Below are 24,884 nucleotides of genomic sequence, written 5' to 3'. Positions count from 1 at the left end.
TCTCGTTCGAACCAATTACCCCTGGCGGAGTAAGAGGCTCAGCAGGACTCTGCCGCCCACGTTTCTCTTTCTTCAATATTCAATTGTCAAAGAACAGACATCGCTTCACGCAATGTCGCAGCCCGTCTCGCTTTTCGGCTTCGGGGCCAATCGAGTGTCGCTCACGCGGCTCTCTTGAATTTCAGCAGAGGGCAGACCTAGAAGCAAACTTCTTCGTCGCCAGCGGCGCACCGCCCTCGTTCGTGGGCCGTATATAGTCGCCACCTGACCGAACTGTCAACAGCCTAGATCGCTCTTTTTTCGATTTCTCGTGGAGATATCCAAGAAGGCAAAATTTGTGAGCTGGCTTGGTTGAATTTTGGCCGCGCTTCCGTTGCGGCGATACCCGTCACAACCGCTTCGCCGGGTGAATGCGGTCGCCCTAAAGCAGCCACCAGCACTTAGCCGAATGTCGATCGTCGCGGCCCTTTGGCCCGCGGTTCGGAGCCTTTCTTCCAGCGACTCGGGCGTGATATTCCGGCTCGCGTAGAAGATGCCCAGATCAGCACGAACTCGCCGTCGACAGCGAAAACGATACTGACCGCGCGACGATCCGCAGCCCCCCGGCATGATCTCCACCCGCTCGGCCGTGCTGTGGAAATGTCGACAGGCCAAGGCAGAGATCGCGGATGCCCACAACAAAATCCCAGGCAATCGCCGGCGACGCACGCTCGGCTATATCGTCATAGAGTTGCTCGAGTTCGGCTTCCGCTTTCGGATGGAAGACAATCCGGTACTCCATTTCCTACTTGGCTTTCGCCTGCCGTGCGCGACGACGGAGATCCAACCGGGAAAACACCGTTTCGGCGGGAATAGCTTTTGCCGGATCCTGCCGGAACTCGGCCACGCGCGACGGGATTTCCTCACGCAGCCACTTCTCACGCTCCGCCTCAAAATCTTCGAGCATGCGCAGCCCGGCGCGGACAACCTCGCTGGCATTGTTGTACCGGCCCGATTCGAGCTGCTTTCTGATGAAGCGCTCATAGTGCTCGTTCAAAGCGTAGTTGGGCATGGAGGCGTCCTCCGGAAATGTGGGGGGCGGGTGGCGGGGATATCAATAGATAGCAACAATTGGCGTGGGTTGATGCGATTCCAATTCACCCGTCGCGATTCGGTGAAGGCCCAACAGTACCCGAATCGGCAAAGATCAAAATTTCGGGTCGATACGCCGGCGCCGATCGAGGATCGCTTGGCGGCCGATTCCACGACCTCTGCGCCATTTCGAGGCAGCTGAGACGCGGAAGCCGGCTGAGTTTAAAACTCAACCGGCTAATATTATTTCGTGCCCGGTTGCACGCCGATCCCTGAGTGCGCTGCCACGCTCACTTTGACGTCCTCGTCGCCCGCGGTTCATGATTCCAGCTAGCGAGCAGTGCCATGACGAGCGCGCCGATGCGGGTCGATGTTGGTTGAATGATTCGGTCTGGTGAGAGCCCTGACCTTCGTGTCCGTCCTGCGAACACAAACGCAAACGACCCGCGAGGAGCGGGCCGTTTTTTGTTTGGTTGCGGGGACCCGCAACCCCTTTTGTCATAACATCCTCGGACCTTTGATTTTGGTCGGGTTTGGCGAATTCAAGGATGCCGAACAGCTCGCCGCGTAGCTCGGCATGCACCTCGCCGCGCTTGTCGCCGGGCGTGAGCACGATCTCTCCGATCAACGAGCGCAACGCCTCGGCGGCGGGACGTCCGTCCTCGTGGTCGGCAAGTGCTTGCGTGAGCTGCTCGACCCGCTTGCGGTAGAGAGTGGCGATGTTGGGATGCAGGTCGGGCAGGTCAGTGGGCGCCAGAGCCAGACGCGCGGTGATCTCCGCCTTCTGCCTCTCTAGGTCTTCCATTCTCGCTTTCATCGAAGGCTGGTAAAGGCCGTCCTCGATCGCGGCCATGATGCCGGCGATGGCGCGCTCGACCTTGTCGAGCGCCTTGCGGTCCTGTTCGCCTTGCGCGCGACGCTCCTGGTTAAGGCGGTTGGTTTCCTGGACATAGGCTCTGATCGCCTCGGCGACGGCATCGGCCGAGACCAACCTTTCCTTCAGGCCTGCGAGAACGCGCTGCTCGATCTTCTCGCGCGTGATGGTGCGGCCATTGTCGCAGATGCCCCGGCGCTGGTGATTGAGGCAGGCATAGCGCTCGCGTGTGAACAGGCCGTACCGCCCACCGCAGCAGCCGCAGGTGAGCAGGCCGGAAAGGAGGGAGACAGGCCGCTTCATTGTGTGAAGCTTCCTCGCCCTAGCCTTGCGCGTGGCGATCGCCACCGCCTCGAACTGGCTGGCGATGCATTTCTGTCTCTCCTTCACGGCTTGCCACAAATCGTCCTCGACGATCCTGAGATGCGGCACCTCGGTGCGGATCCATTTGGCTGGCGGATTGGCCCGCGACACGCGCTTGCCGGAGGCAGGATCCTTGACGTAACGCAGGCGATTCCAAACCAGCACGCCGGTATAGAGCTCATTGTTGATGACGCCGGTTCCCCGGATGACATGCCCGCGCACACTGGTGTCGCCCCAGTGTCGGCCGAGCGGACCAGGAACGCCCTCCTTGTTGAGGTCGACGGCGATCGCCTTAGGGCTCTTGCCGGCGGCGAACTCGCGGAAGATGCGGCGCACGACGGTGGCTTCCTCCGGCACGATCGCGCGGTCGCCCCGGATGGGCTCACCTGCTCCATCCAGCTTCCTCACCACCCGATAGCCGTAGCACAGCCCACCACCGGCCTTACCCTTCTCCACCCTCCCCCGCATGCCACGATGGGTCTTGAGAGCAAGGTCCTTGAGGAACAGGGCATTCATCGTGCCTTTGAGGCCGACATGCAGTTCGCTGATCTCGCCCTCGGCTAAAGTGACGATGGCAACGCCGGCGAATTTGAGATGCTTGAAGAGCGTGGCGACATCTGCCTGGTCGCGGCTGATGCGATCGAGTGCTTCGGCCAGCACCACTTCGAAGCGGCAGCGCTGGGCATCACGTACCAAATGCTGGATACCGGGCCGGAGCACGGTGCTGGCGCCAGAGATCGCCGCATCCTCGTAGGTTCCCGCTACACTCCAGCCCTCACGCTCCGCCTGCTCGCGGCACAGCCTCAACTGGTCCTCGATGGAGGCATCCCGCTGGCTGTCGGAAGAATAGCGGGCATAGAGTGCGACACGAGTCACGGCGACGGATCCTCTCTCTTGTTCTGAAGGGGTTTGCCATCCTGTCCCCTGCCCTCTTCTTCTTGGTGGCCCGGCCGATTGTCGTTGGCCGCCAGCCCCGCCTCGAATGCCTGCCGCGCCAACTGCCGGCCGATCAACCCGGCGATATCCAGCACTACCAGGTCCAGCTTGGCCGCCATGTTTTCAGGGCCCTCGGGGCTGGCGAGGTCGCCGTTGTCGTTCGCCGGAACCAACGCCTGCGGCCCATTCCTGGTTTCCTCTGACATGCCGGTCGCTCTCCCAATGGTGGATCGACCTGCCATCAGAGGTGTCCGGACGGCCAGGAAAAGCACGAAGTTCATGTCGTAGGGCCACAGCGTGCAATGACTTGCGCCGTGCGGTTTCTCTCAATTGTCAAGGTCGGGCTACGGGCGACAAATGGGAACGTTCTGATGCTGACATCCAGCCAAACCATTAGTGGGGCGCGAACCGTGGCAATCAGTCTGCCGCCACTCGACAGTCCCGGGTTGTTGACCTTCGATATCGCCTGCGAGTTGCACATTTGAAGATACATTTCAGGGAGGGGCGTGTCGGAAGACCGCTACATCGCCACAGTACTCCGCCGCGCCTTCCGCTTCGAGCGCAGCGATCAGCTTGACTGCGGACTCCCAATGCTTGGCAACATCGCTCCGCGTCCTTTCCCGGCTCGGGCGACCAACCGGCAAAGTTCCCGCGATCGCCCTTAAGTCACTTAGCACCGAAGCTATGTGCGGCCACGGGAAGTCCGTAGGGTCACCAATATCCCGGTCGGCGCCGACGATCATTTCTAACTTGGCAATGACGCCGACGAGCGACGTAGCCGCGACTTCGGGGAGAGAATCTTGAAGCTTAAGAGCTTCGGTCATCGCAAAGACCTCGGCCTCACGCGCAACCGCATACGCCCATGGGCCACCAAGAGTGCGCGATCGTTGGTCTTGAACTCGCGTCGGTGAATCTGCGGTCAATCCCTGAATTCCGGGATTGACCATCATTTGACTCTCCAACCGCTGCTGCACGCGGCATAATAGCAGGGAGATGTATCGAGCCATTTGCCAATCACTCATTAGCAGAAGCGCAGGATCGCCTATGGCTGCAGATTGCAATTCCGTGCCGTTGCGGCTTGTTGCGAGAAGAGTCGGCTTTTTCGCTGCCACAGCACAGTCTCCTTCCGTGGGGCAAGTTTCCCGCTGAGTGGATCCAAAACCACTCCAGGAGGCCCAGTTCTCCGAATGTGAATTGTAGAGAATACTCCGTGGTGAAATACTCTGCAAGGCGCTGGTGTCGGATTCATGGAAATCCGAGAAGCGTTCGCGCAAAACCTACGAGCCCTGCGGCGGGCTAGAGGCCTGTCACAGGAAGAGCTTGCGCACCGGGCTGGGATCGATCGCACTTATATCAGCGCGTTGGAACGTAACGTATACAACGCAAGCATCGATGTCGTTGACCGGCTGGCTGAAGTGCTGGATGTGGATATCGCAGAATTGCTGAAACGACCCTCAGATGGTCCTCAGAGATCGAAGTCTGAGCTTGACGAATAGAGAACTTGATAACTTAGGGTGCGTAAACCTCGATTGCCCGACGTATGGACAAGCGTCAGCCGGTTGGAAAAAATTTGGCGCGTATTCGGGCGAGAGACAGACCTGATGCAGGAAGACGTTGAACACGCTCAGCAGTATCTGAGCGGCTTCAAGCGCCGTCGGCAAACCCCACGGTGATCACTCTTATTCCTGAGCCGCAGCCGCCTTATAACAGGCACCTCGATGACAGAGACGTCTAACTACTTAGAAAGAACACGTCATCAATCTTCGGTGTGAGTCGTCGCTGCATCATCTCTCCTTGAACGCCTCTGACGTTACTTCAACCATTGGCGAGAACACGTATTCCAGAATTCGCCGGCTATCGGTTCTTATTTCCACAGTTGCAGCCATGCCCGGCGTCAGTTGCACGTCGTGGCCGTCGGCGCTCACAACAGTCTTGTCCGGCGTCAGAGTGACGGGAAACACCAGGTTCTGGGTTCGCTCAGCGCCGGCAAAAGTTGCATTGGATATCTGAGCTGCCGGATTGCCTTCTAGCTGGGCTGCATCCGGTTCGGGAATGGCGTCAGTCGCCACATTGGTCACCGTCGCGTTGATGGTGCCGTAGCGAGTAAACGGAAAAGACTGGACCTTGACTACCGCCTGCTGTCCTACTTTCACGAAGCCGATGTCGGTGTTGAGGACATAAACCCGCAATTCCAACTTGGAATCGTCGGGAACAATTCGCATGACCTCCTGGCCCACCGTGACGACCTGGCCGATGTTGGTAATTACGGATTCTTCCACCGTTCCGGAGATCGGGCTAACTATCGTCTTGCGCTCGCGCTCGGCGGTGGCTTTGGCAAGCTTCTGAGTGAGGTCATCGATCTGCCTTTCGGCGTCTCCCAGCTTCTGGGTGTTGTCGGTGATGAATTCCTCGATCGTCTTGGCGATCTCGCGTTCCACCACTTCGGCACCCGCCTCGGCATCGGCCATTTGGCCTTTCTGGATGGCCAGCTGTGTGACCTGGTATTTAAGCGTTTCCGTGGCGTCGATGACATTTGACTTCGTATCGGCGTCGGCGGCCGCGGCGGTGGAGCGCATGGTCACGCGATCCTGCAAAGTCGAGATCAATGATTTTTGCGTCTCGATTGTTTGCGCAAATTGCTGTTCCTCTGTCAGCTTCTGTTGGCGTTGAGCGCCGAGTGAATCCAGGTTTGATGTGAGTTGGCCGAGATCGCTGTTCAGTATATTCTGCTCGCGAATGCGCAGCAGATCGGGAACATCGTCTTCCCAAGCGATAGAAGGCGCCGGCGAGAAACTCCTTTGGCGCGCCGCGCCGATGGCAGCGCGTCGGCGCGTAGCCTCGGCGAGGTAGGACGCGAGAGCGCGTCTGAAGCCAGCCTCATCGGCGAGTTCCTCGGCGGCATCGAGTTCAAGCAGGACGTCACCCTGGCGAACATGGGTGCCATCTGGAGGCGGAAGAGCCTTCACCCGGCCGGTCTCCAGCGGCTGGATGATCTTGACCTTTCCTGTCGGCTCGAATTTCCCCTGCGCCGAGGCGATGATGTCGATGCGCCCGAAATAAGCCCAGATGAGCGCGACTGCGACGAACGCGCAGACGATCACGATAAAGGCCAAGCGCACCGGCGATGGTGGCGTTTCCAGAATTTCCAGCGCCGGCGCTAAGAATTCTTGATCCGAGCGTCTTGGTCTCAGCCGGCGGAACGGCCGTTGAGGTACTGGTTGGCCAGCGGCAGGCGGAGGCTGAGGAATGGCGTTCATCAGGCGAACACCTGATCGTTCTGCAGCGCCCAGAGCCTGGCATAGACGCCATTCGGTTGAGCTATAAGTTCAGCGTGGCTGCCGATCTCGACAACACGGCCGTCGGCCATGCCGATGATGCGGTGACATGGCCGCACCGCCGCCAGCCGATGGGCAATGATAATCACGGTACGCCCTTGCACGATCTGGCGCATATTAGCCTGGATCACGCGCTCGCTTTCGTAGTCGAGCGCTGAGGTTGCCTCGTCGAAGATCAGGATCGGTGGGTTGGTAGCAAGCGCCCTGGCGATTGCGATGCGCTGGCGCTGGCCGCCCGAGAGATTGGCCCCGCGCTCCTCAATGACCGTATCATAACCTGCCGGCAGCCTGGCGATGAACTCATCGGCTCCGGCCAATCTGGCGATCGCGATGACATTGGCGCGTGGCAATGCCGGGTTAGCGAAGGCAATGTTGTCGTGAATGGTGCGGTTAAACAGCAGGTTCTCCTGCAGCACCACTCCGATCTGACTGCGCAACCACGCTGGGTCGACCTGGGACAAGTCCGCTCCATCGAGTAGCACCTGCCCTTCTTCAGGGGTGTAGAGACGCTGGATCAATTTAGTCAGGGTGGATTTGCCCGATCCTGACGCGCCGACAATGCCAATGACTTCGCCCGGTTGAATCGCGAGCGATATGGACTTGAGCACCTCAGGTGAGCCCGGCCGATAGCGGAAGCTGATGTTGCGCAGCTCGATCGCGCCTTTCGGAGGCGGCAGGACCAAGCTTGTTTGCGGCATCCGCTCCATGGGCGTGTTGAGGATATCGCCGAGCCGGTCGACAGAGATCTGCACCTGCTGGAAGTCCTGCCAGAGTTGTGACAACCGCAGGATTGGCTGTACCGTCTGGTTGGCGATCATGTTGAAGGCCACGAGCGCCCCAACAGAAAGCTCGCCGTCGATAACGGCCTTTGCTCCGAAGAGAAGCAGCAACGCCGTCGAGAGCTTGGAAACATACTGTATGGCATTCTGGCCGCCGGCGCTCAGCATCGTGGCATCGAATGACGTGCGAACATAGGCGGCGAGGCGTTCGGCCCATTGCGCTTGCATCACCGGCTCGACGGCGCCGGCCTTGACCGTCTGGATGCCGACGATGGCCTCGACCAGAAACTGCTGGCTCACCGCGCCCCGGTTGAACTTCTCCTTGATCATCGCCCGTAGCGAGGGCCGCACCAAGACCGCAATCAGGACGTAAAGCGGGATTGATCCGACGACGATCATGGTCAGCTTCCACGAGTACGCATAAAGCACCGCGATGAAGACGATCGTGAATACGAGGTCGATTGCCGAAAAAAGCCCCTGTCCCGTCAGAAAGTTGCGGATAGTCTCAAGCTCGCGCACCCGCGCCACTGTCTGGCCGGCCGACCGCGTCTCGAAATAACCCAGCGGCAGACGCAGCAGGTGCTGGAACAGCTTTTGCCCCAGCTCGACATCGATGCGGTTGGTGGTGTGCGAGAGCGCGTAGCTGCGCAGATACTGCAGTATGACGTCGAACAAGCCGATGATAGCCATGCCCGCCACAAGCACGAACAAGGTGGAATAACCCTTGTGAGTCAGTACTTTGTCGACCACCACCTGGAAGAACAAGGGCGTTACCAACGCGAAGATCTGCACGAAAAGCGATGCAAGCAGCACATGGGCAAGCGGTTTGCGGTAACGCCAGATCGAGGGCAGGAACCAGCCGAGCCCAAAAGTGCGTGGGTCGGACCCCTGCCCTCCAAGGCGCCTGCCGATCAGGACGATCTCGCCGCCGATTTCCGGCAGCAGAGTATCGATCGTGAGTTCCTTATCGATGCGCGTGATGGGATCGACGAGGCGGAACCGGCCGCTCGGATTTTTGCCACCGAAGACCTGAAAGGAGCCGTCGGCGACACGCACGATCGCCGGTACCGGAAGGGTCTCGATGCGCTTTGGGGTCAAGCTGCCGACGATGCGCGCCTTGAGGCCGATCGACGCGGCTGCGCGGACGAGATCGCGCTCGTTTGCAAGGCGCCCGGTCAGCGCCAACTGGTTGGCGAGGTGCAGTGGATCGGCCGCGATCCGGTAGAAGGCGGCTATGCCGCAGACCGCCCGGAGGCCGGAGTCGAGCGGCTGTGCCCGCGCGGGGATCATCTCGGGGCTATCCACGCCGGCGCCCTCTCATTGTGTCAGCGACCCCACCCAGCGATTGTTTTCCATGACGAGGCGGCAATCGGCGTTTCCTGCCTTATCGCATCGGGACATTTCCACACCGCGATCGGCGGCCATGCCGGCTCTTCCGTCATACTGAAAACCACGGTGGGCCAGCCGCGAAGGGCAAGATCGCGGGCCTGCGGAGCATAGTTTTCGGCGCGTTCGCCTTTCATCTCAGCCCCCGAGTGCCCGGTTCCACCTGTGATCAATGCGACCGGCAGTGGCCCTTTCGTTCCCACTGCCTTCACGACGAGGCTGTCGAGATGATAGAGTTTCCCTCCAATCACCACATGAAGAAATTGGCGGGTTTCGGTGAAATCCGCGTCATCAGCCATGGCGCTTGCACAGAGCAGCCAATCGATCATCGCCACCAGAGCAAAGATGAAGTTCCTTGGCATCATCACGTCTCAAGGTGTTATGCGGGCATCGCGACCGACGTATCCGAGGGCGCTATCATCGACCGTCTTCGGATTTCAGGTGAAATGGAACTGGCTTTGATCCCCTTGCAACTGGGCCAATGTGGTGTTCTTCAAGGTGATCGTGTCGTTGGCATCCGCGGTTATGATGACGTCGCTCCCCGACTGCGACGATGCCGCCAAGAGATGCGCCCAATCCGCGAATACGGCGTGATTAATGTCGATCTGATCAGGGGACGTCCCACCGAAGCCGAACGTACCGACGTTTCCCGAGCCGATGAAACCCGAGATGGTCTCATGCCCAAAATTTGGTTGAAAGACAAACGTATCCGAGTGGCCTGTATATGACCAGGGAGGACTGCTCACAGAAGCCAGTGTTACGGTTTCGTTCTGGTTCATGACAATCGTGTCGCTGGTACCGCCGATCGTCACATTGCTTCCTGCGGCCAGATTGATCGTCTCAGATGTAGCAGTCAGCGAACTGCCAGAACTGTTGAAATTGACCACCGTCCCTGTTCCGCCCGTCACGCTCGCGGCGGCGGTGCCATTAACGTTTACGATATTACCCGTTCCGGTCACCGTCGCCGTCTCCTGACCCGAGGTCACGGTCAGGATATTGTTGTTGCCATTGACCGTAGCCGTGTCAGTGGAGTTCGACTCGGTCGTCGTCATGCCTACGCCATTCACGGCAGTGGTCGATGTGGCAAGTGCGCCGGAAGAGGCTGGCGGGGTTGTCGTGATTACCGACGTCGATTGTCCGTCGGCACTGACATTGGTGACGATGGTCTGCTTGAGGGTGCCATTGGTGTTGAAGTTGGTGACGGTCTCGGTGATGGTGCCGTCAATATGGGTGGTTGCCGCGTCTACGTGATCCGTGGTGCCGTTGTTGTCAGTGTCCTCGTTCAGGGTTGTGGTCAATCCGTCTGCACTGATGTTCTCGGTGCCTTTGGCAACCACAGTGCCAGAGGAATTCACATCCTGGATGGTGCCGATCTGCGAGCCGTCGATCTGAGTCTGCCACGTCTCGGTGTGTTCGTAGGTCCCGTTGCCATCGTAGTCCGCCTGGACGATCTTCGAGAGGCCGTCGGCGCTGACGGACGTAATTACCTTTGAAGCTACTGTTTTGTTGCTGGTTGAGATCGCCGAACTCCAGAGCACCTTGCCCGGAAGCGGCGCGACGGCCTTGGCGGCGGCGTCGTTGGTCGCAGTCGTCACCGTCGAGCCATCGATAGCCGTGACCGTCGTCGACGTCTCATCGACGCTGCTGTCGTTGTTCAACGTGACATTGGTCATTTTGGTTTTGCCGTCAGCGCTTACAGTCACCGACGTGGTCTTCAGCAAGACAGGCGTTTTGGAAGATCCCCAGCCCGTGCTGATTTTGGTGCTCGTCTGATAGTCCTTAACGGTCTCGCTATAGGAGCCATTCGCATTGTATACGCGAGTATCGGAACGGGAACGATCGACCGTACCATCATTGTTGAAGTCCCAGCTTGTATTGGTTGTCAGACCGTCGAAGCTCGTAGTCGAGCTCATCCAGTCCGCCACAGCTCCGGTAGGCAGCAGGTCCCAAATGCTGGTTTGAGAGCTGCCGTCGACCAGTTTCGTGATCGCCTCCGTCTGATCAACAATTCCATCGCCGTTGGCGTCGCGACTGACGCTGGTGATGCGCCCGTCTGCACTTCTCGTTGTGACGGTCTGGTCCTTCAAAACCCAACTGCCATTATAATGGCCGACCATCGTGACGATCGAGCCGTCGGCCAAGGTATAAGAGCCATCGGCTTCGCTCTGGTTGAAGCTTCCTGAACCGGTCGTGTCGCGCTGAATCCACACATTGAGACCATTGGCACTGGTCGTGCTTACCGACTTCGAGAGCAGGGCTCCGTTGCTCCCGGTATTGGTGACCGTCTCGGTGCTCGACCCAGTTGCATTGATGACTTTGACGTCCGTCGAGGTTTCGCTCGGGGTGGAAGAACCGCCAAAGTACCATTGCTTGGTTCTGCTGAGGCCGTCGGCGCTGGTGGTCTGAGCGTACTTGCCCATTTGAGCACCGGCCTGGGCTTCGGCAATCGTTTCCGTCTTGGAGCCATCGGCATTCAGCACGGTTTGATCGGTGCTGGTCTTGCCGAAGGTGCCTGAGCCCGTCAAATCAAATTGCTTGGTAACGGTCAGGCCATCCTTGCTGGTGGAGATAACTTCCTTGTCCTTGGTGGTTGCACTATAGGCGTTCCACCAGCCGTTGTTTTCCCAGACTCGACCAGTCACCGTCAGGGCTGAGTCTGTGATCGTGTCAACTTTGGATCCATCCGCATTCAGAACCGTGACGTCGGTCGTTTGGTTTTCGAAACGGGTGTCGCCATTGGCGTCATATTGCACGGTCTTCGACAACCCATTCGCGCTATCCGTCTCGTAACGCCCGTTCGTCCCCCCCCAAATTAGGCCGTAAACATTCTGGTTTACCGTCCCGTCCATGTTGTAAGTTGTGACCGAACCATCGGTGTTGACCTGCTTAAGTACTGTCTGATCGACGGTGCCGTCGCCATTGACATCACGGGCGGTCGTGATCGTCATCCGGCTGGCGCTCGTAGTGGTCGTGGTCTTGTCGTGAAGGCTGCCGTTGGGGTTAAGATCTGATGAGACCTCAGTTATCGATCCGTCGGCATTCAGAGTTTCGACGTCGTTCGTGGTGCGGCTGAAGGTGCCCGCTCCCGTTCCATCCATCTGTGTCGTGATGGACAAGCCGTTGGCGCTTGTCGTGATGACAGTCTTGTCTTTCAGCCCGCCGCTCGCATTGAGATCGGAGATCGTCTCGCTCCGGGAGCCATCGGCGTTGAGCACAATGATATCAGTCTTTGATTGATCGACTACGCCATCGCCGTTGAGGTCGGTCGCAATCGTTGTTGACATGCCGGTGGCACTGACGGTTTTGGTTGACTTCGAAACCAGGATGCCAGTCGCGCTATAGGCAGAAGTGACTGTGGTCACCGAACCATCGGCGTTGGTGACGGCTGTGGTAGAAACGTCGTTGACGCCATTGCCGTCGATATCGGTAGTGACCGTAACCGTCTTCTTATCGCCACTGGAAACTGTGACGGTCTTGCTCAGCAGCGTATTGTTGCCGCTGTAGTCGGAGACCGTTTCGGTCACGGAGCCAGCCGTGCCGTAGGACACCACGACCGAGGCGGTGTCCACGGGCGTGCTGCTGCCATCGAGATAATGAGCCACCGACTTCGTTAGGCCATCGCCACTGCTGGTGGTGACAGTCTTGCTAATCAAGGTGGTGCCGGCGCCATTGTAAGTCGATACCGTTTCGGTCTTCGAACCATCGGCGTTGAACACCGTCACGTCGGCAATGTCGCTGTCCAGCACACCGTCGCCATTGGCATCGTTCAGCATCGTCACCGACAAGCCGTTGCCGCTCGCGGTGACGATGCGCTTGCTGAGCAAGGTACCATTACGGCTAGTGTCGCTGATGGTCTCCGTCTTCGAGCCGTCCGCATTCAGCACCGTTACGTTCGAAACTGTGTCGTCGATCGCTCCGTCGATATTGCGCGAAACCGTGGTTGATAGCCCATTGGCACTGGTCGCAGTCACCATCTGATCGATCTGCACGCCGCTGGCGCTGGTATCCGTTACCGTCTGCGTGGTCGAGCCGTCGACATTGAGCACGCTGACGCGGGTCTGGTCGGCATGGCCGTCGCCATTGCGGTCGATTGTCACCGTGGAGGTCTTGCGGTCGGCACTGTCGGTCGTCACGGTCTTGGAAAGCAGGACGCCCGTGTTGCTGGTCGTCGAGAGCGTCTGCGTGCGGCTGCCGTCGGCGTTGAGCACGATCGCGTCCGTTACCGTCCGGTCGATGATGCCATCGCCATTGAGATCCTCCTGCTTGGTCTGCGTCAGGCCGTTGGCGGTGGTGGCGGTGATGGTCTTGCCGATCGACGTGCCGTTGGCGCTGGTGTCCGTCACCGTCTCGGTGCGTGAGCCATCCGCATTGGCGACGATGGCGTCTGTCTCGACGAGATCGTAGGTGCCCTCGCCATTGATGTCGGTCTTGATCGTCGTCGACAGACCGCCGGCGGAAGCTGTTGTCAGCGTGCGATTGATCAGCGTGCCGTTGCTGGCGAAGTTCGACAACGTCGTGGTGGTCGAACCGTCGGCATTGATGACAATGGTCTTGGCCTGGTCGGTCGCGCCGTCACCGTTGGAATCTATGGTGGTGGTGATGCTTTTCTTGTCGCCGCTGGTTGCCGTGACGGTCTTGCTCAGTGGTGTGCCACCCAGCGCATAATCCGAAACCGCCTCTGTCCGCGAGCCGTCCGCTGCGACGGTCACGATGTCTGTGACCTGGTCAACCGGCGAGGTGCCACCGTCAAGGTAACGAGAAACCGTCTTCGTCAGGCCGTCGGCACTGGTGGTAGTGACGGTCTTGGAGATCTGAGTGGTACCGGCGCCGTTGTAGGTCGAGACGGTAGTCGTCACCGAGTTGTCGGAATTGATGACAATTGAAGTCGTCTCGTCAGTGTCGAATGTGCCGGAGCCGGCATGGTCGATGTGGACGGTCTTGCTATGCGAGTCGGCGCTGGTGGTCGTCACCGTCTTGTCGAGCAGAGTCCCATTGTTGCCGGTATCCGTCACGGTCTCAACACGGCTGCCATCGGCATTCACAACCGTGGCATCTGTCGTGATGAAATCGAAGCTGCCTGAGCCGGTGTGATCGGTCTTGGTGGTCTTGGTCTGGCCGTCGGCGCTTGTGGTGACCGCAATCTGGTTAATCGTGGTCCCATTCGCGGCAAGCTGCTTCGTCGTCGTGCTGGTCGAGCCGTCTGCGTTGGTGACGAATGTCTCGGACTGGTCCCAAATACTATCGCCGTTCTGGTCGACGATAGTCGTAATCGTCTTGGTGTCAGCGCTGGTCGTAGTCGCAGTTGCATCCGCTTTGGAGCCGTCAGCGTTAAGATCGGTGATCGTCTCCGTCGAAGAGCCGTCGGCATTGAGGACTATAATGTCGGTCTGGTTCCGATCGAACACGCCGTCGCCGTTGTCGTCGTATCTGGTGGTCTTGTTCTGGCCGTTGGCGCTGACCGTAACCACGTTCTCGAAGGCTTTCGACCCGTCGGTGTTATAGCCCAGAATGTCCTTGGTCACCGAGCCGTCGGCATTCGTAGTCTGGGCCTGATTGATCAGGTAGCCATTGCTGTCGCTCGCCAAGATCGCATCGCCGACCTGACCGGTCGTGCCGTCCGACTTGGTATAAGTTGTCGTGCCGGTTATTGCCGAACCATCATTGAACGTCCGGCCACTCCCAGTCGGCGTGAGATCAATCGAGGTGATGCCAAGCGAGGCCAGCGACACCATCTGGCCATTGACCATGACCTTGAACATGGACCAATCGGCATCACCGGCATCCAGCTTTCCGTCATGGTTGGTATCAAAAACGTCTTTGAGCGCCTGAAGATCGCTTGCCGCAGAGGGATCCCATTGTGTGAAGGCAAGTTGGTTCTTCTGATGTATCTTGCCATCGCCATAGAGATCCAGAACCAGAACTCCGTTGCCTTTGCCCGCCCAAGCCGTGCGGTGTTCATAACCATCGCCGTTCAAATCGAGAAACTGCGTGGATGACGATAATGGATCGATTGACAGGCCGCTGCCAGAGAGGTCGAGAAGGACGGGGTGCCCATTCCAACCATTGTCTCGGTTCCCGGAAACACCGTTGGGATGGCCTGCATGATCACCCACTGGCGTTGAGATTAGGCCGCCATTTCCGCCCTGGGCGTAGCCGCCGCCTGCACCGTCGCTGCCACCGCCGCGATTGTCCGAAAACCCATGGATCGATGACGTGGTGTACGTGTCAATCTGGACTGGTTTGTCCTGAAGATCCGGAGGCACACCATAGACAGGGTCGAGGGGACTCGGGACCGAATAGGTCCCATCGTTGATTAAACCGCCAGGTGGATGGCCCTGACTGTGATTCGGATCGAAAAGGCCAGTGTCGTCACCGGGTACTGGCGCCTGCGCTCCATCCAATTGCGTGCCGCCTCGCCTTGAACCCCGCGATGGACCAGGCTCCCCGGCGGTGCCGTTGACACCGGAATCATCAGGGTTTTCGCCGCGAGAATCTCCGCTTGGCGCGCCGCCACCAAGCTGTGACGTGCCCCCGAATTCGCTACCACCGCGGCCGGCCGGAGTGTGTTCGCTAGGAGAGTCGAGGCCCGTACCAGCCCCGGTATAATTCGGAAGATGATAGACGGGATCATTTAGGTCGAATCCACCCATCCCGTCTGGCTCAAAGCCCGAAAGCGGGGATGCGGGATCATCACGGTAGGTTGGGTCAGTATTAGCTATAGCCGCTATTGCCACACCAGCTATACTGCCGACGGCGATGGCCGCCAGAAATCCGGCCAACGACGCTGCCGCGGCTGCGGCGACCCCAACTTCGACCGCATCACCAAAATAAGCAGCAAGAGCTACCCGACTCAAACTGTAGGTAACCTCAGTCACCTTAACGCCTGCATACGCAGCGGCGAATTCCTTCAGTGCGCCTTTCGGCCCTTCCGTAATCGCGCCAAGCATTGCCGAAACGCCGATGCCAATGGGGCCAGTGAATCTTGCGGCCGTCTCGAACGCAGCAGCCGCGGTTTCCAAATTCGGCGCGACCGCCGCCGAGGCCCCTGCCACAGCATCGTCAAATGCCAATGCCGCCGCCATCAGGTGACTAGCTACTTCGTTTCTGGCGTCCTCATTTTCACTCATCTAGCCCCCCGTTTGCCGGCCTGCGGCGTGATCCACGAACAGTAATCGACAATAGAATCGAGAAGAAACCGAGCAACCAGTAGCCTGAAGATATCAAAAAAATCTTCTTTGTTGTATATGCCAAAACCCCATCATAGATAGAAGCTAAATAAAGAGACCTTTCAGTCGCAAATCCCATCGAAGATACATAAAATAGACACAGTGCAACAATCAGATAGAATGTCGACAGGCCCATAACCTTTGCAGTTAAATTAGTAACACCACTTTCATTATCACTCGGTGCGTAATTTCCGATGTCAGTGACATCTCGGTAGATGCGCCAAAGCAGCCAAGATAACCACACTATACTAGCAAGACCGCACGAATTGGCGTAAAACAAGATATCGTCTGGACTTGATCCCAATGGCATGGATGAGACCAAAGGCGTGACCTTGGATGCAGAGATACTGTAGAGCGCCGGCGGCCAAAAGATGGAAATATACTTAGAGTTAACAATAAAATTGCTAAGTTGCACGACATAGCAGAGGAAATAATAGATAGCAACAGCAATGACCGTAGACACGACAGGAATAATTGAGGATCTCACGAATACGCGAAACCTGTATATCGTCAGATATCGGTGCTTCCTGTCCTCTGCAGCGTCAGGGAGCCTGGATACCTTAAGGAACTTGAAAGCCCTCTCATATTCTTCGAGAGGAACCGACTTTGGGTCCCTTTTAAGGATCTCATCCAAAGTCAGCATGCAACTCTCTTTGTAGACGACGGACTCATCTTTGGTGGCATCCTCTTTCTGCCAATCCCGGGACGGCGAATGCACTCGCAGCGCTTAGTCTTCATGAACAGGTAGATCAAAAGATTCGTCGTCAGTTAGCCAGAGTGAATCCAAGCTGTCGTGACTCAGTGACGTCCGTCTCCGCAGTCCGTATCCTATGCGCGGCTAGGAACACGTCTCAACTGTTCCTCGATAAGCGCCTCTTTGGAACAAAATCAACTTTGCCGTCTTATATCAACCGGGTCTTTCGACTCGCTTTTCACGCAACCGAGACGGCATCACCCTCCCCATATTTTTGTGAACTTGTCACAACGCCCAGTAGAAATATCGATACATACCTTCATACTTCCCGTCCAGCCGAGAGAGCTTGAATCGGCACTTCACATTGTTGTGATGCGGTCAGGTGGCGAGTTCAACCGAGCATAGCGCACGTCAGCCACCATTTCTAAGCCGATGCGGACTACCGCCGCAGGTTGAGGAAGTGAGCAGATTTTTCGGCAACCAGATACGGCGGTCGCACAAGGTCGCAAACTTCCAACCCGCGGCATCTGCCGAGGCTCCAGTCGATGCGCGTCGGCCACGAGCGAGCCCTTTGAGGTACTATCCGATGCACCTAGCGAATAGTAGCTGCTAAGGTTACCAACTAGAAGCCAGTCCGCCGCCGATCGTTGCAAGGCGGCCAGAGGCCAGGTTGGCGGCACCGGCAAGGCGGCCAGTGACAAAGTCGCTAGGGCTGGCGCTGGATGATGCTGAGCCCACGCTCGGCCGCCACCCTACGGCCGACGTGGGCGATCGCAGTCTGTTCAAAGGGCTGAAGTAGGTCTCGCAACTCCCGGACCCCGCGATCCTAAACCGGTGGCTTAGCCCGTGTCGATTGAGGCTTTGCCCCGCGCAAGTCGAGGTATGCGGCGATCTCCTGCCCGAAGCTTCACGATGCGTGCGGCGTCCGATCTGGTGAGGACAGTTCTCGGTCCAGCCAAGACGCGCCATCATTTGTAACCTGCCCATCAAGGTCGGGGGGAGGAAAGCGCACGCACTGAAAAATCACTGCCGGGGCTTTGCCGGCGTCGTGTCGTAGGCCGCACCGCGTTCGGCGATGTCTCGGGGATTTTTCCAGTGGTCAGCATGACGCGCTCGACAATGGCAGCGCGCCGCGGCGGTTCCTGACGACGAGTATGCGATCGGATGACGTGTCGGGATCGCCGTTGACGCCTCGATATGAAATCGGCCAGCTTCGATGTCTGCTCGGCCGCTAAATGCCCTCGGAGCCCTCCACGTTCTCGTGAACCGTTGAGCTCGGCTCTGGCGCGGTTCAGGCTTTGCCGAGACCGACTCCGGCAACGATATGGCCGAGCCGCACTTCCTCGGCTTTACATCGTCGCTTGCCAAGGTTCCTAAAACTATCTCGCGCTGTGGACTTGTGCCCGACCCTCGGAGTCGGTCTGGTGGCTACCGGGACGATGTTCGCACCATGGCCTTCGAAATGCGACGACCGGCCGGGCGACCATTTGAGGCCAATTGACCGCCGACGGTCAGCCTCAAACGACACCGTCGCAAGAAGACTCCGTCGTCCGCGTGATGGCCCCAGCATGTCCAGCTTCGAGCAGTCAGGGCTGAACGGCTCCGACAATGAGTTCTATCTCTCTGATCTCGCGACCGAAGCCCACCTTCGAACAGCTTCAGGCAAGCTGCTTGCTTGTCGAGTCAGGCGACGGCGCTTCAAAAATCCTCCCCGGCTCCAGGCCTTGACCGATCTTACCTGAAGCACGGCACATTGCGTTAGATCGCCAAACCACTCGGGATTCCTCATCGCCGCAATGTGCACCAAGTATTCTAACATTGTTAAATTGCCGCATAACGCGTTGAAAACAAACGACCGCCAGAGCGCGCAATGTGCGCTCTTTTATCTTGCCATCTCAATCGGTTGTGTTTTGCGATACTTTGTAACCATCGTCATCCCTCCTTACATCTACGATAATATGCGAATGTATTCTCTGCGCTACGATTCCGCTTTTGACCCTCGAGTTCCGATACGCCGTGCAATCTTCCGCGCTCTGCGACGGTGTGGTTCGGCTGCATGGTTGCAGCGCTCGAACCGTCGTGGCGCACTTTTCCATCGGAGTGACGGAGCAGCGTCACAGGCAATCCGGCGCGGTTCGGCCGACTGTTCGTCGGCGCGGCCGCAGGGAAAATAACGTGCGTTTCGTCGCTCCTGGTCTGCATCGGTTCTCATCCGCCGGGGCGGATCTCGTTGTGTCAGATGGCGTCTGTTAGCGTGAGGGCGCCATGCGTTTCAACCGCCGTCGCGCCGCTCATCGATGCGCTCCGAGCAGGCGCCGATCCTTGATGTGGGCGCGTTGCGCGGCGTCGGCCTCGCCCGCAGCCGGATCGCCGACATAGAACGTGCCGTCGCTCAGACCGCACGGCACTTTCCTTCATGACGGCTATCGACGATCCGTCGCGCTTTCGCCGCTCGCGCGACGTCGCGGCCTACTTCGGGCTGACGTCGCGGCGCTGGCAGTCCAGCTCAACGATCGACATTCAGGGATGGATCTCCAAGGCCTATGACGCGGACGTGCGGCGCGCGCTCTACGAGGCGGCGTCAGGTTTGATGACGCGCTTCAAGGGTAGGGACAAGGTCAAGAGTTGGGGCCAGGAGGTCGCCAAACGCTCCTGCCACCGCAAGGCTTGTGTCGCGGTGGCGCGCAAGCTGGCGGTGATCATGCCGTCACCGGGCCGCCGCCGAGGATCGCCATGAAGCGTCGACACAGCTCGCTGCGCGCCACCATTTCACAACGACATCGTGCAGCCGGGATCGCCGCGCGCGCCGACAGCATGGCGTCCATCAGTTTGGCCGACAGCGGATCGTCGGCCACAGCTTGGCGAACCGTCTGCTCGAAAGCGATGTAGGCTTGGCGGAACTAGCCGGTGCACATGATGGGCGATGCCGAGTCCATCAGCCCTGTCAGTCTTGTTGCGCTGCGCCGACATCGCACCGCGCACGTGCTGAGTCTCCAGGCAGATCGCCGGCAGGCCGAGTTTCTTCAGTTCCGGATGCAGACCGGCGACAGTGATCCTGCCTCGTGGCCAACGCGGCGCAGGCTCGGCAGAAACGGCTTCAGCACCGCAAACAGCGCATCGAGATCCGGCACCGCCGTCGTCACAGTTGCACCACGCCATGATCGTCGACGACGCATAGCGCTCTCTCATCCATCGCCACGTCCAGTCCACAAAAGAGCTCCATCGTTCGCCTCCCGCGTTGCTTCACAGGAGCAGATTTGCCGCCAAGTCGCCGGCGACAGGCGGGACGGCCGCTAGGCGTTGCGGTCTATTTAGGGTCGGTTTGATATTCACGACTGGGATCATGCCAGAGAATCGGTTGAGGGTGTCTCGTTCTGGCATGATGTCGTCGGCTCTCGAGAGACGCGATCACAATGTCGCGCAGCACAAAGAATAATGGATCAAATCCGCCATAACCGCCGCGCTTCTCCCCGGTGGAGTGCGAGCGCTGCCGCAGGCGCGATGACGATCTTGAGCGGGAGCGGCGCTTCGTCTCCTACGTCACCGTGACCGGCAAGGACAGCGACACTTCGTAGCTACCCCCGCTGTTGCCATCGAAATCAAACTCATAAAGCGTGAGCGGTCCGATAGCGGTCGCGCGCTGGCCCAGGAAGAATGAAAAGGCCCCCGGTACAGCCATGAACAAATGAATGCTTTGCCCCGGCGCAGTGTCACGGAGAGCCTTAATCTTGGCGACCAGAGACTCGGCCAGCTCGAATGCGTGACGGCCGCAGCTGACGGCGCGGGCCCCAGGCGTCGTCGCGATCCGCGCGTCAAGCGTCGCGCGCGCTGCGGGCAGCGACACGGCCGCGTATCTGGACACCGCGGCGGCTACGTCGTGAGTGAGACTCACGGTGACGATTATCCCGCCTCCCTCGGGCTTGCCGTCGTGCTCACTGAAGGCCCATCCCGGCCAGGCGTTATCGAGAGGCTGGTCATCAGGAGCCCAGATCGCGCGGCCCGTCGTGCGTTGCTCCAGCTCGATGAGGCGCCCCGATTTGATATTGAGGACCGAACCTGCCGCGAATGAAAGCGTCAGATGGGCGTCGAGGACAAGCCTGATCCGTTCGCTCTCGCGCGCAGCTTCAAGAAGAAAGGTCTTCAGCGCCGGATACAGCGTCCCCTGCCAGTCCGAGTCCGGCCGTATCTGGCGATCGGCAAAACCCGGCACAAGGTTGAGCACTTTGGAGCAGCGGTCTTCCAGACGGTCGGTTGCATGCTCGAATGACTTGACGCCGTAAACCCGTGGACGCCCCTCGCCGGGCTCGCCGATCAGGCTTTCTTTCTCGCAGTGGCCACGGAAATTCGCGCGGCACCGAGAAATGCCGGATCAACCAAGCTGGCATGGCCGTAGCTGTCGGGGCTGACGTGCCATTTGCATTGGACATGTTCCCGGCGCAGCGGGTGCCCTTCCTGATCGAGAAGAGCCGGGTCGTACTCGACCCACATGTCATCAAACCCGTTCGCGCCGCTTTCGAAGCCGACCTTTACGACGGGGCCGTGGGGATCGAGAAGCAGCGCCGCCTTCTGCCAGAAAAGGCGGGCTTGATAGGCCGCTCCATCGTGGGCGACGATAACAGCTTGAGTCAAGGCTGGTCCTCCGTAAAAGCTGCGGTCACGTCGTCTTGCCGTCGCGGAAGCGCGGCGTGGCCTTCATGGCCTGCATGATCTCAAGGGCTCGCTCGAACCGGACAGGCCGGTCGGGATAGGCATCGAGTATGAGTGTGGGCAGCAGGCGCTGCGTCAGGTCGGAGAATGTGTAACCAACGGTGTCTTTTTCGCCGCCGGTCAGCTTCACGATCTGATCGATCTGCGCCTTGTTGAAACCCAGCTCTGTCAACGGGTCTTCGATAACGGCGCGGCGCTGCTTGTCGCCGGGCCTGTCGAAATCGAAAATCTCCGCAGCGCGCCGCTGCACGGCCGGGTCAATGGCCGACAAACGGTTGGTGCAAAGAACGACGGCCACCGGCAACTGCTTCTCGGCAAGCCGGTCCACGCCGCGGATAAACGCGTTAACGCCCGCCCGATCCTCGTGGTGCATCTGGGCGCTTTCACGGCTCTGCGTAACGGCATCGGCCTCATCGACCAGAAAGATGATCCCGCCCGATGCCTTCCCGGACGAACGCTTGAGTTTTTCCGCCGCAAGGAGCGTGGCATCGAAAGCCGCCGACAGCAGCTTCGTCATTTCGCCCACTTTGCCGCTGCCCCTCGTTGCAAGGGACAAGGGGTAGAGCGTGACGCCGATCTTCTCCTGTCGTGCGACCGCGTCGCCGACGGTTTCAGAGAGCGCTGTTTTTCCCGTTCCCACGTCGCCGGCCAGAATGACAAGCGGCGGGCGCCGCTCCAGATAGTCGAGCGCGACGGACGCGCCCTTATGGTGCTTTTCGGCCCACTCGCGCGGCCCGGCAGGATTGACGAGAACGCCGAGAACCTTGGCGAGGCGTGTCTTCGCTTCATCTATGCCGACCAGCCGGGCAAGCCGCCGCGCGGCCCCCATGTCGGGGAAATCGAGACGGCGGTCGAACAGGTCGTCAATTGAAATGGCGTCGCTCATATCTTCCTCACTGTGCTGCGGCCGAGGCCACGGCCGCCGGCGATGTAGTTGAGATCGTCGGTCCAATAACCCGATTCGAGGGGCGGCTCAGTGCCCGACGACCGCTGAAAGGGGCAGGCGTTCTCGATCGCCTGACGTTCGGCGGCGGTCTTGTTCGACCAGTTGCTGTTGTGGACGAGGAAGGACGTGAAGGTGGCGCCGGCGACGTCAAGGCGCGGTCTGATCTTGCCCGGATCATCGTCGGAGACAAGGATGCCGCCAGCCAGTGCGCGATAGCGCACGGCGGCCTCGGTCCACTTGCCGTCACGCTTGAAGCCGTATGTCACGGACTCGACGACGTCGTGCCGGAGATACTCGACGATCTCCTTCTCGTAGTTGTCGATCAAGGCCGTCGACGGCACGCCGTTATACAGCGACTGGAACCGCAGCAGGTCGGTGGCAACCTTCGACGCGATCCGCCGGGCATGGGCGATCGTGAAGACTTCGGTATCGGTGATGGAATAGGAGCTCATACTGCCTCACACATTGAACGTCGGGCCAAAAATCTTCTGCCAGTAGCGCACGGTCTCGCCCTTGGTGATCGCGCGCAGCGCCGAGTCGATCGCGTCACCCGCATCAAGGGCGGCTTCGACGATCTTCTCCTTGTTCTGCTGGGTGTAGAGGGCGCTGACGTTGTTCTTGTTGTTGACAGGGTCCCAGATTCGGACGGGCGCGCCCGTCGCCGCGCAAGTTGCCGGGTTGTAGTAATCGGAGAAGGCGATGGCCGTTTCGAAGTCGTCGTTGGCTATGAAGGCGAAGACCTTCCCCAGCGCCGACGGATAGTCGTTCAACGCAAGGCCGCGGTCGGCGAGATAGGCGACGATCAGCTCGATCATGAAGGACTTGAACCGGAAATTTTCGTCCTGCTGCTTGATAAGCTGGCTCCAAAACTTCACGAACCGCACGACCTGCGCGAAATGCTTGTCGTTGGCGGATTTGCGTTTGCGGATGAATTCGAGGTGCATCGGCACGCTCGTCATCAGCTTTTCGCCCGTGTCCTGCGAAACAAGGTCGCCGCGCCACTGCGGATCGCCTGCATAGAGAATGGGGACGATGTCGACTTCGTTGCCGGTGGTGATGAAATTGACCCCGACGGAATAGGTCTTGCGCTTGATCTGCTCGGGTCTGAAGTTCGGGAACGCCGTTTCGAGCTTCTTTGCCAGCCAGTCGATCAGGTCTGAGATTTTGTCCGGGGCCGAGTCGGAAGAAACGTAGCAGCCCACGTCGATATCGCTGATCGACTTCAGCGCCGTGCCCTTGGCGAGGCTTCCGGACAGCATCATCTTGCGCAGTGCAAAGTCGGGGTGGTCTGCCAGATAGGTCTCCAGGCGGTCCCGCAACCGGTTCGCCTGAGCGCGCAAATCCGCCGCATCATCGCGCTTAAGGTTCACCCGTTCGTCGGCAAAACGAACCAGGTCCGCGTGACTTACGTGGTCGCGACTCATGCTACGCACTCCTCTTAATTGACGATTCTGTATGCTTGAGTTAAGTTACTATACGGATCGTGTTTGGCCGTCAATATAGTTTCTATCCCCATCGGCGAGGCTTGCAATGAATAATGAAGTGACCGGCATCCGGTGGGGCGTCGAACAAAGGCTGGAATTCATAGAATTCCGCCTGTTCTGGGAGGGCGGCGTCCGCCGGAAGGACATCATCGATATGTTCGGCGTGTCGGTGCCGCAGGCGTCCAAGGACTTGACGCTCTATCAAGAACGGGCGCCGGGAAATGTGGACTACGACAAGAGCGCCAAGCGCTATGTCGCGTCGCTCAATTTCAAGCCGAAGTTTTTGCAACCCGATTCGGATGGTTATCTGTCGCGCCTGCGCTCGCTTGCGGAGGGATTGGCGAAGCCAGCGGAATCATGGATCGGCTACCGCCCAGATACGGACATAGCCCTCACTCCGCACCGGGAGGTCGAGCCCATTGGGTTGCGCGCTGTGCTCGATGCCATGCGCGGGGGAAAATCGATAGAGGTACTTTACCAATCCATGAGCGACATCCGGACCGATCCGGTATGGCGGCGGATGTCTCCCCATGCCTTCGGGTATGACGGGTTTCGTTGGCACGCGCGTGCCTACTGCCATATCGATGAAAAATTCAAAGACTTCCTGCTGCCGCGCATTCTTGACGTGCGGTCCCCCGGACCAAGCGGAGCGAGTGGGCAAGACGACGTTCTGTGGCAAGAGCACGTTACAGTGGAGATCACGCCGCATCCGCAGCTGACCGAAAGCCAGAAGGCTGTGGTCGCGAAAGACTACGGCATGCAAGGTGGCAAAGCCGGCCTGTCGGTTCGCTTAGCGATGTTGTTTTACGTCTTAAAAAGACTTAGCTTGCTTCGTGATCCGGAGAATGAGAAGCCACGCGCCCAGCATATTGTTTTGCTCAACAAGGATTATGTGATGGCGGCCCAAAAGCGTGCGGAGTTTTACGATGCCGGTATCACCAGCGCCCCTCTCTCATAGTCAGGGCGGCCCTCGACGTTGGTCCGGATCACGCTCGGATCACTTGTTTCTCAGATGCTCCCAACTCGGCCTCCGCCACGAGGCCCGAAGGACCGAGCTACCAAAAAGCAATTTTAGATCCCACA

Annotated in this window: 17 protein-coding genes and 2 pseudogenes; 3 read left to right on the top strand and 16 right to left on the bottom strand. The window is 59.0% G+C overall.

From position 1 onward, the window contains the following. Positions 1-541: 541 nt before the first annotated feature. From LB538_RS28065 to LB538_RS28045, 5 genes are all read right to left on the bottom strand, one after another. Complete coding sequence (locus tag LB538_RS28065) at positions 542-781, bottom strand: type II toxin-antitoxin system RelE/ParE family toxin (protein WP_224532470.1); 240 nt, start codon at positions 779-781, stop codon at positions 542-544. A gap of 3 nt (positions 782-784) precedes the next feature. Next, the gene (locus tag LB538_RS28060; protein WP_224532471.1) at positions 785-1,051 is read right to left on the bottom strand and encodes a type II toxin-antitoxin system ParD family antitoxin; all 267 of its coding nucleotides are present in this window, start codon (positions 1,049-1,051) and stop codon (positions 785-787) included. Between the two features lie 249 nt (positions 1,052-1,300). Continuing rightward, positions 1,301-3,184: a recombinase family protein gene (locus tag LB538_RS29310; RefSeq protein WP_224532472.1), complete on the bottom strand. Its 1,884-nt coding sequence runs from the start codon at positions 3,182-3,184 to the stop codon at positions 1,301-1,303. Continuing rightward, positions 3,181-3,450, bottom strand: a complete 270-nt coding sequence (locus tag LB538_RS28050; RefSeq protein ID WP_224532473.1) for a hypothetical protein — start codon at positions 3,448-3,450, stop codon at positions 3,181-3,183. Before LB538_RS28050 ends, LB538_RS29310 begins: the two co-directional genes overlap by 4 nt. Before the next feature lie 288 nt (positions 3,451-3,738). Beyond that, positions 3,739-4,356, bottom strand: a complete 618-nt coding sequence (locus LB538_RS28045; protein WP_224532474.1) for a hypothetical protein — start codon at positions 4,354-4,356, stop codon at positions 3,739-3,741. 135 nt (positions 4,357-4,491) lie between these two features. Between LB538_RS28045 and LB538_RS28040 the strand changes: the two genes are divergently transcribed. Continuing rightward, positions 4,492-4,740: a helix-turn-helix domain-containing protein gene (locus LB538_RS28040; protein WP_224532475.1), complete on the top strand. Its 249-nt coding sequence runs from the start codon at positions 4,492-4,494 to the stop codon at positions 4,738-4,740. A 288-nt stretch (positions 4,741-5,028) separates the two neighbouring features. On the opposite strand, the gene LB538_RS28035 is transcribed toward LB538_RS28040, so the two are convergent. The 5 genes from LB538_RS28035 to LB538_RS28015 form a co-directional block, all read right to left on the bottom strand. Beyond that, positions 5,029-6,501, bottom strand: a complete 1,473-nt coding sequence (locus LB538_RS28035; protein WP_224532476.1) for an HlyD family type I secretion periplasmic adaptor subunit — start codon at positions 6,499-6,501, stop codon at positions 5,029-5,031. Next, on the bottom strand, positions 6,501-8,648 hold the full coding sequence (locus tag LB538_RS28030) for a type I secretion system permease/ATPase (RefSeq protein ID WP_224532477.1): 2,148 nt from the start codon (positions 8,646-8,648) through the stop codon (positions 6,501-6,503). Before LB538_RS28030 ends, LB538_RS28035 begins: the two co-directional genes overlap by 1 nt. Positions 8,649-8,683: 35 nt before the next feature. Next, positions 8,684-9,106, bottom strand: coding sequence for a hypothetical protein (locus tag LB538_RS28025; protein ID WP_224685889.1), 423 nt, complete (start codon positions 9,104-9,106; stop codon positions 8,684-8,686). 75 nt (positions 9,107-9,181) lie between these two features. Beyond that, positions 9,182-15,871, bottom strand: a complete 6,690-nt coding sequence (locus LB538_RS28020) for a beta strand repeat-containing protein (protein ID WP_224532479.1) — start codon at positions 15,869-15,871, stop codon at positions 9,182-9,184. Next, a complete protein-coding gene (locus LB538_RS28015; RefSeq protein WP_224532480.1) occupies positions 15,864-16,613 on the bottom strand; it encodes a hypothetical protein in 750 nt (249 codons plus the stop codon). The genes LB538_RS28020 and LB538_RS28015 overlap by 8 nt, the downstream gene beginning before the upstream one ends. A 2,452-nt stretch (positions 16,614-19,065) precedes the next feature. On the opposite strand from LB538_RS28015, the pseudogene LB538_RS28010 reads away from it, so the two are divergent. Then, positions 19,066-19,368, top strand: a pseudogene (locus LB538_RS28010) (transposase); the annotation flags it as partial. Here the strand turns inward: LB538_RS28010 and LB538_RS28005 are convergent. The 6 genes and pseudogenes from LB538_RS28005 to LB538_RS27980 form a co-directional block, all read right to left on the bottom strand. Further along, positions 19,367-19,887, bottom strand: a pseudogene (locus tag LB538_RS28005) (IS110 family transposase); the annotation flags it as partial. The pseudogenes LB538_RS28010 and LB538_RS28005 overlap by 2 nt on opposite strands. 312 nt (positions 19,888-20,199) lie before the next feature. Next, on the bottom strand, positions 20,200-20,976 hold the full coding sequence (locus LB538_RS28000; protein ID WP_224685891.1) for an SAVED domain-containing protein: 777 nt from the start codon (positions 20,974-20,976) through the stop codon (positions 20,200-20,202). After that, positions 20,976-21,293, bottom strand: a complete 318-nt coding sequence (locus LB538_RS27995; RefSeq protein ID WP_224685887.1) for a hypothetical protein — start codon at positions 21,291-21,293, stop codon at positions 20,976-20,978. The genes LB538_RS28000 and LB538_RS27995 overlap by 1 nt, the downstream gene beginning before the upstream one ends. A gap of 25 nt (positions 21,294-21,318) precedes the next feature. Then, on the bottom strand, positions 21,319-22,257 hold the full coding sequence (locus LB538_RS27990) for an AAA family ATPase (RefSeq protein ID WP_023806713.1): 939 nt from the start codon (positions 22,255-22,257) through the stop codon (positions 21,319-21,321). Then, entirely contained in the window at positions 22,254-22,769 is a 516-nt protein-coding gene (locus LB538_RS27985; RefSeq protein ID WP_224532482.1) for a hypothetical protein, read from the bottom strand. The genes LB538_RS27990 and LB538_RS27985 overlap by 4 nt, the downstream gene beginning before the upstream one ends. 6 nt (positions 22,770-22,775) lie before the next feature. Continuing rightward, entirely contained in the window at positions 22,776-23,741 is a 966-nt protein-coding gene (locus LB538_RS27980) for a CBASS oligonucleotide cyclase (RefSeq protein WP_224532483.1), read from the bottom strand. Positions 23,742-23,847: 106 nt separating this feature from the next. Between LB538_RS27980 and LB538_RS27975 the strand changes: the two genes are divergently transcribed. After that, positions 23,848-24,759, top strand: a complete 912-nt coding sequence (locus LB538_RS27975) for a WYL domain-containing protein (protein WP_224532484.1) — start codon at positions 23,848-23,850, stop codon at positions 24,757-24,759. Positions 24,760-24,884: the final 125 nt, after the last annotated feature.

The organism is Mesorhizobium sp. Ca11 (assembly GCF_020165275.1).
Taxonomy (GTDB): Bacteria; Pseudomonadota; Alphaproteobacteria; order Rhizobiales; family Rhizobiaceae; genus Mesorhizobium.
Note: the sequence above shows the minus strand (reverse complement) of the source record. Positions and strands in the feature narration are given on the sequence as shown.

What these genes read in the sequence shown, in the direction of transcription:
- LB538_RS28065 (WP_224532470.1), bottom strand. Translation starts at nt 781, where the DNA reads ATGGAGTACCGGATTGTCTTCCATCCGAAAGCGGAAGCCGAACTCGAG.
- LB538_RS28060 (WP_224532471.1), bottom strand. Translation starts at nt 1,051, where the DNA reads ATGCCCAACTACGCTTTGAACGAGCACTATGAGCGCTTCATCAGAAAG.
- LB538_RS28050 (WP_224532473.1), bottom strand. Translation starts at nt 3,450, where the DNA reads ATGTCAGAGGAAACCAGGAATGGGCCGCAGGCGTTGGTTCCGGCGAAC.
- LB538_RS28040 (WP_224532475.1), top strand. Translation starts at nt 4,492, where the DNA reads ATGGAAATCCGAGAAGCGTTCGCGCAAAACCTACGAGCCCTGCGGCGG.
- LB538_RS28035 (WP_224532476.1), bottom strand. Translation starts at nt 6,501, where the DNA reads ATGAACGCCATTCCTCAGCCTCCGCCTGCCGCTGGCCAACCAGTACCT.
- LB538_RS28030 (WP_224532477.1), bottom strand. Translation starts at nt 8,648, where the DNA reads ATGATCCCCGCGCGGGCACAGCCGCTCGACTCCGGCCTCCGGGCGGTC.
- LB538_RS28025 (WP_224685889.1), bottom strand. Translation starts at nt 9,106, where the DNA reads ATGCCAAGGAACTTCATCTTTGCTCTGGTGGCGATGATCGATTGGCTG.
- LB538_RS28020 (WP_224532479.1), bottom strand. Translation starts at nt 15,871, where the DNA reads ATGAGTGAAAATGAGGACGCCAGAAACGAAGTAGCTAGTCACCTGATG.
- LB538_RS28015 (WP_224532480.1), bottom strand. Translation starts at nt 16,613, where the DNA reads ATGCTGACTTTGGATGAGATCCTTAAAAGGGACCCAAAGTCGGTTCCT.
- LB538_RS27990 (WP_023806713.1), bottom strand. Translation starts at nt 22,257, where the DNA reads ATGAGCGACGCCATTTCAATTGACGACCTGTTCGACCGCCGTCTCGAT.
- LB538_RS27985 (WP_224532482.1), bottom strand. Translation starts at nt 22,769, where the DNA reads ATGAGCTCCTATTCCATCACCGATACCGAAGTCTTCACGATCGCCCAT.
- LB538_RS27980 (WP_224532483.1), bottom strand. Translation starts at nt 23,741, where the DNA reads ATGAGTCGCGACCACGTAAGTCACGCGGACCTGGTTCGTTTTGCCGAC.
- LB538_RS27975 (WP_224532484.1), top strand. Translation starts at nt 23,848, where the DNA reads ATGAATAATGAAGTGACCGGCATCCGGTGGGGCGTCGAACAAAGGCTG.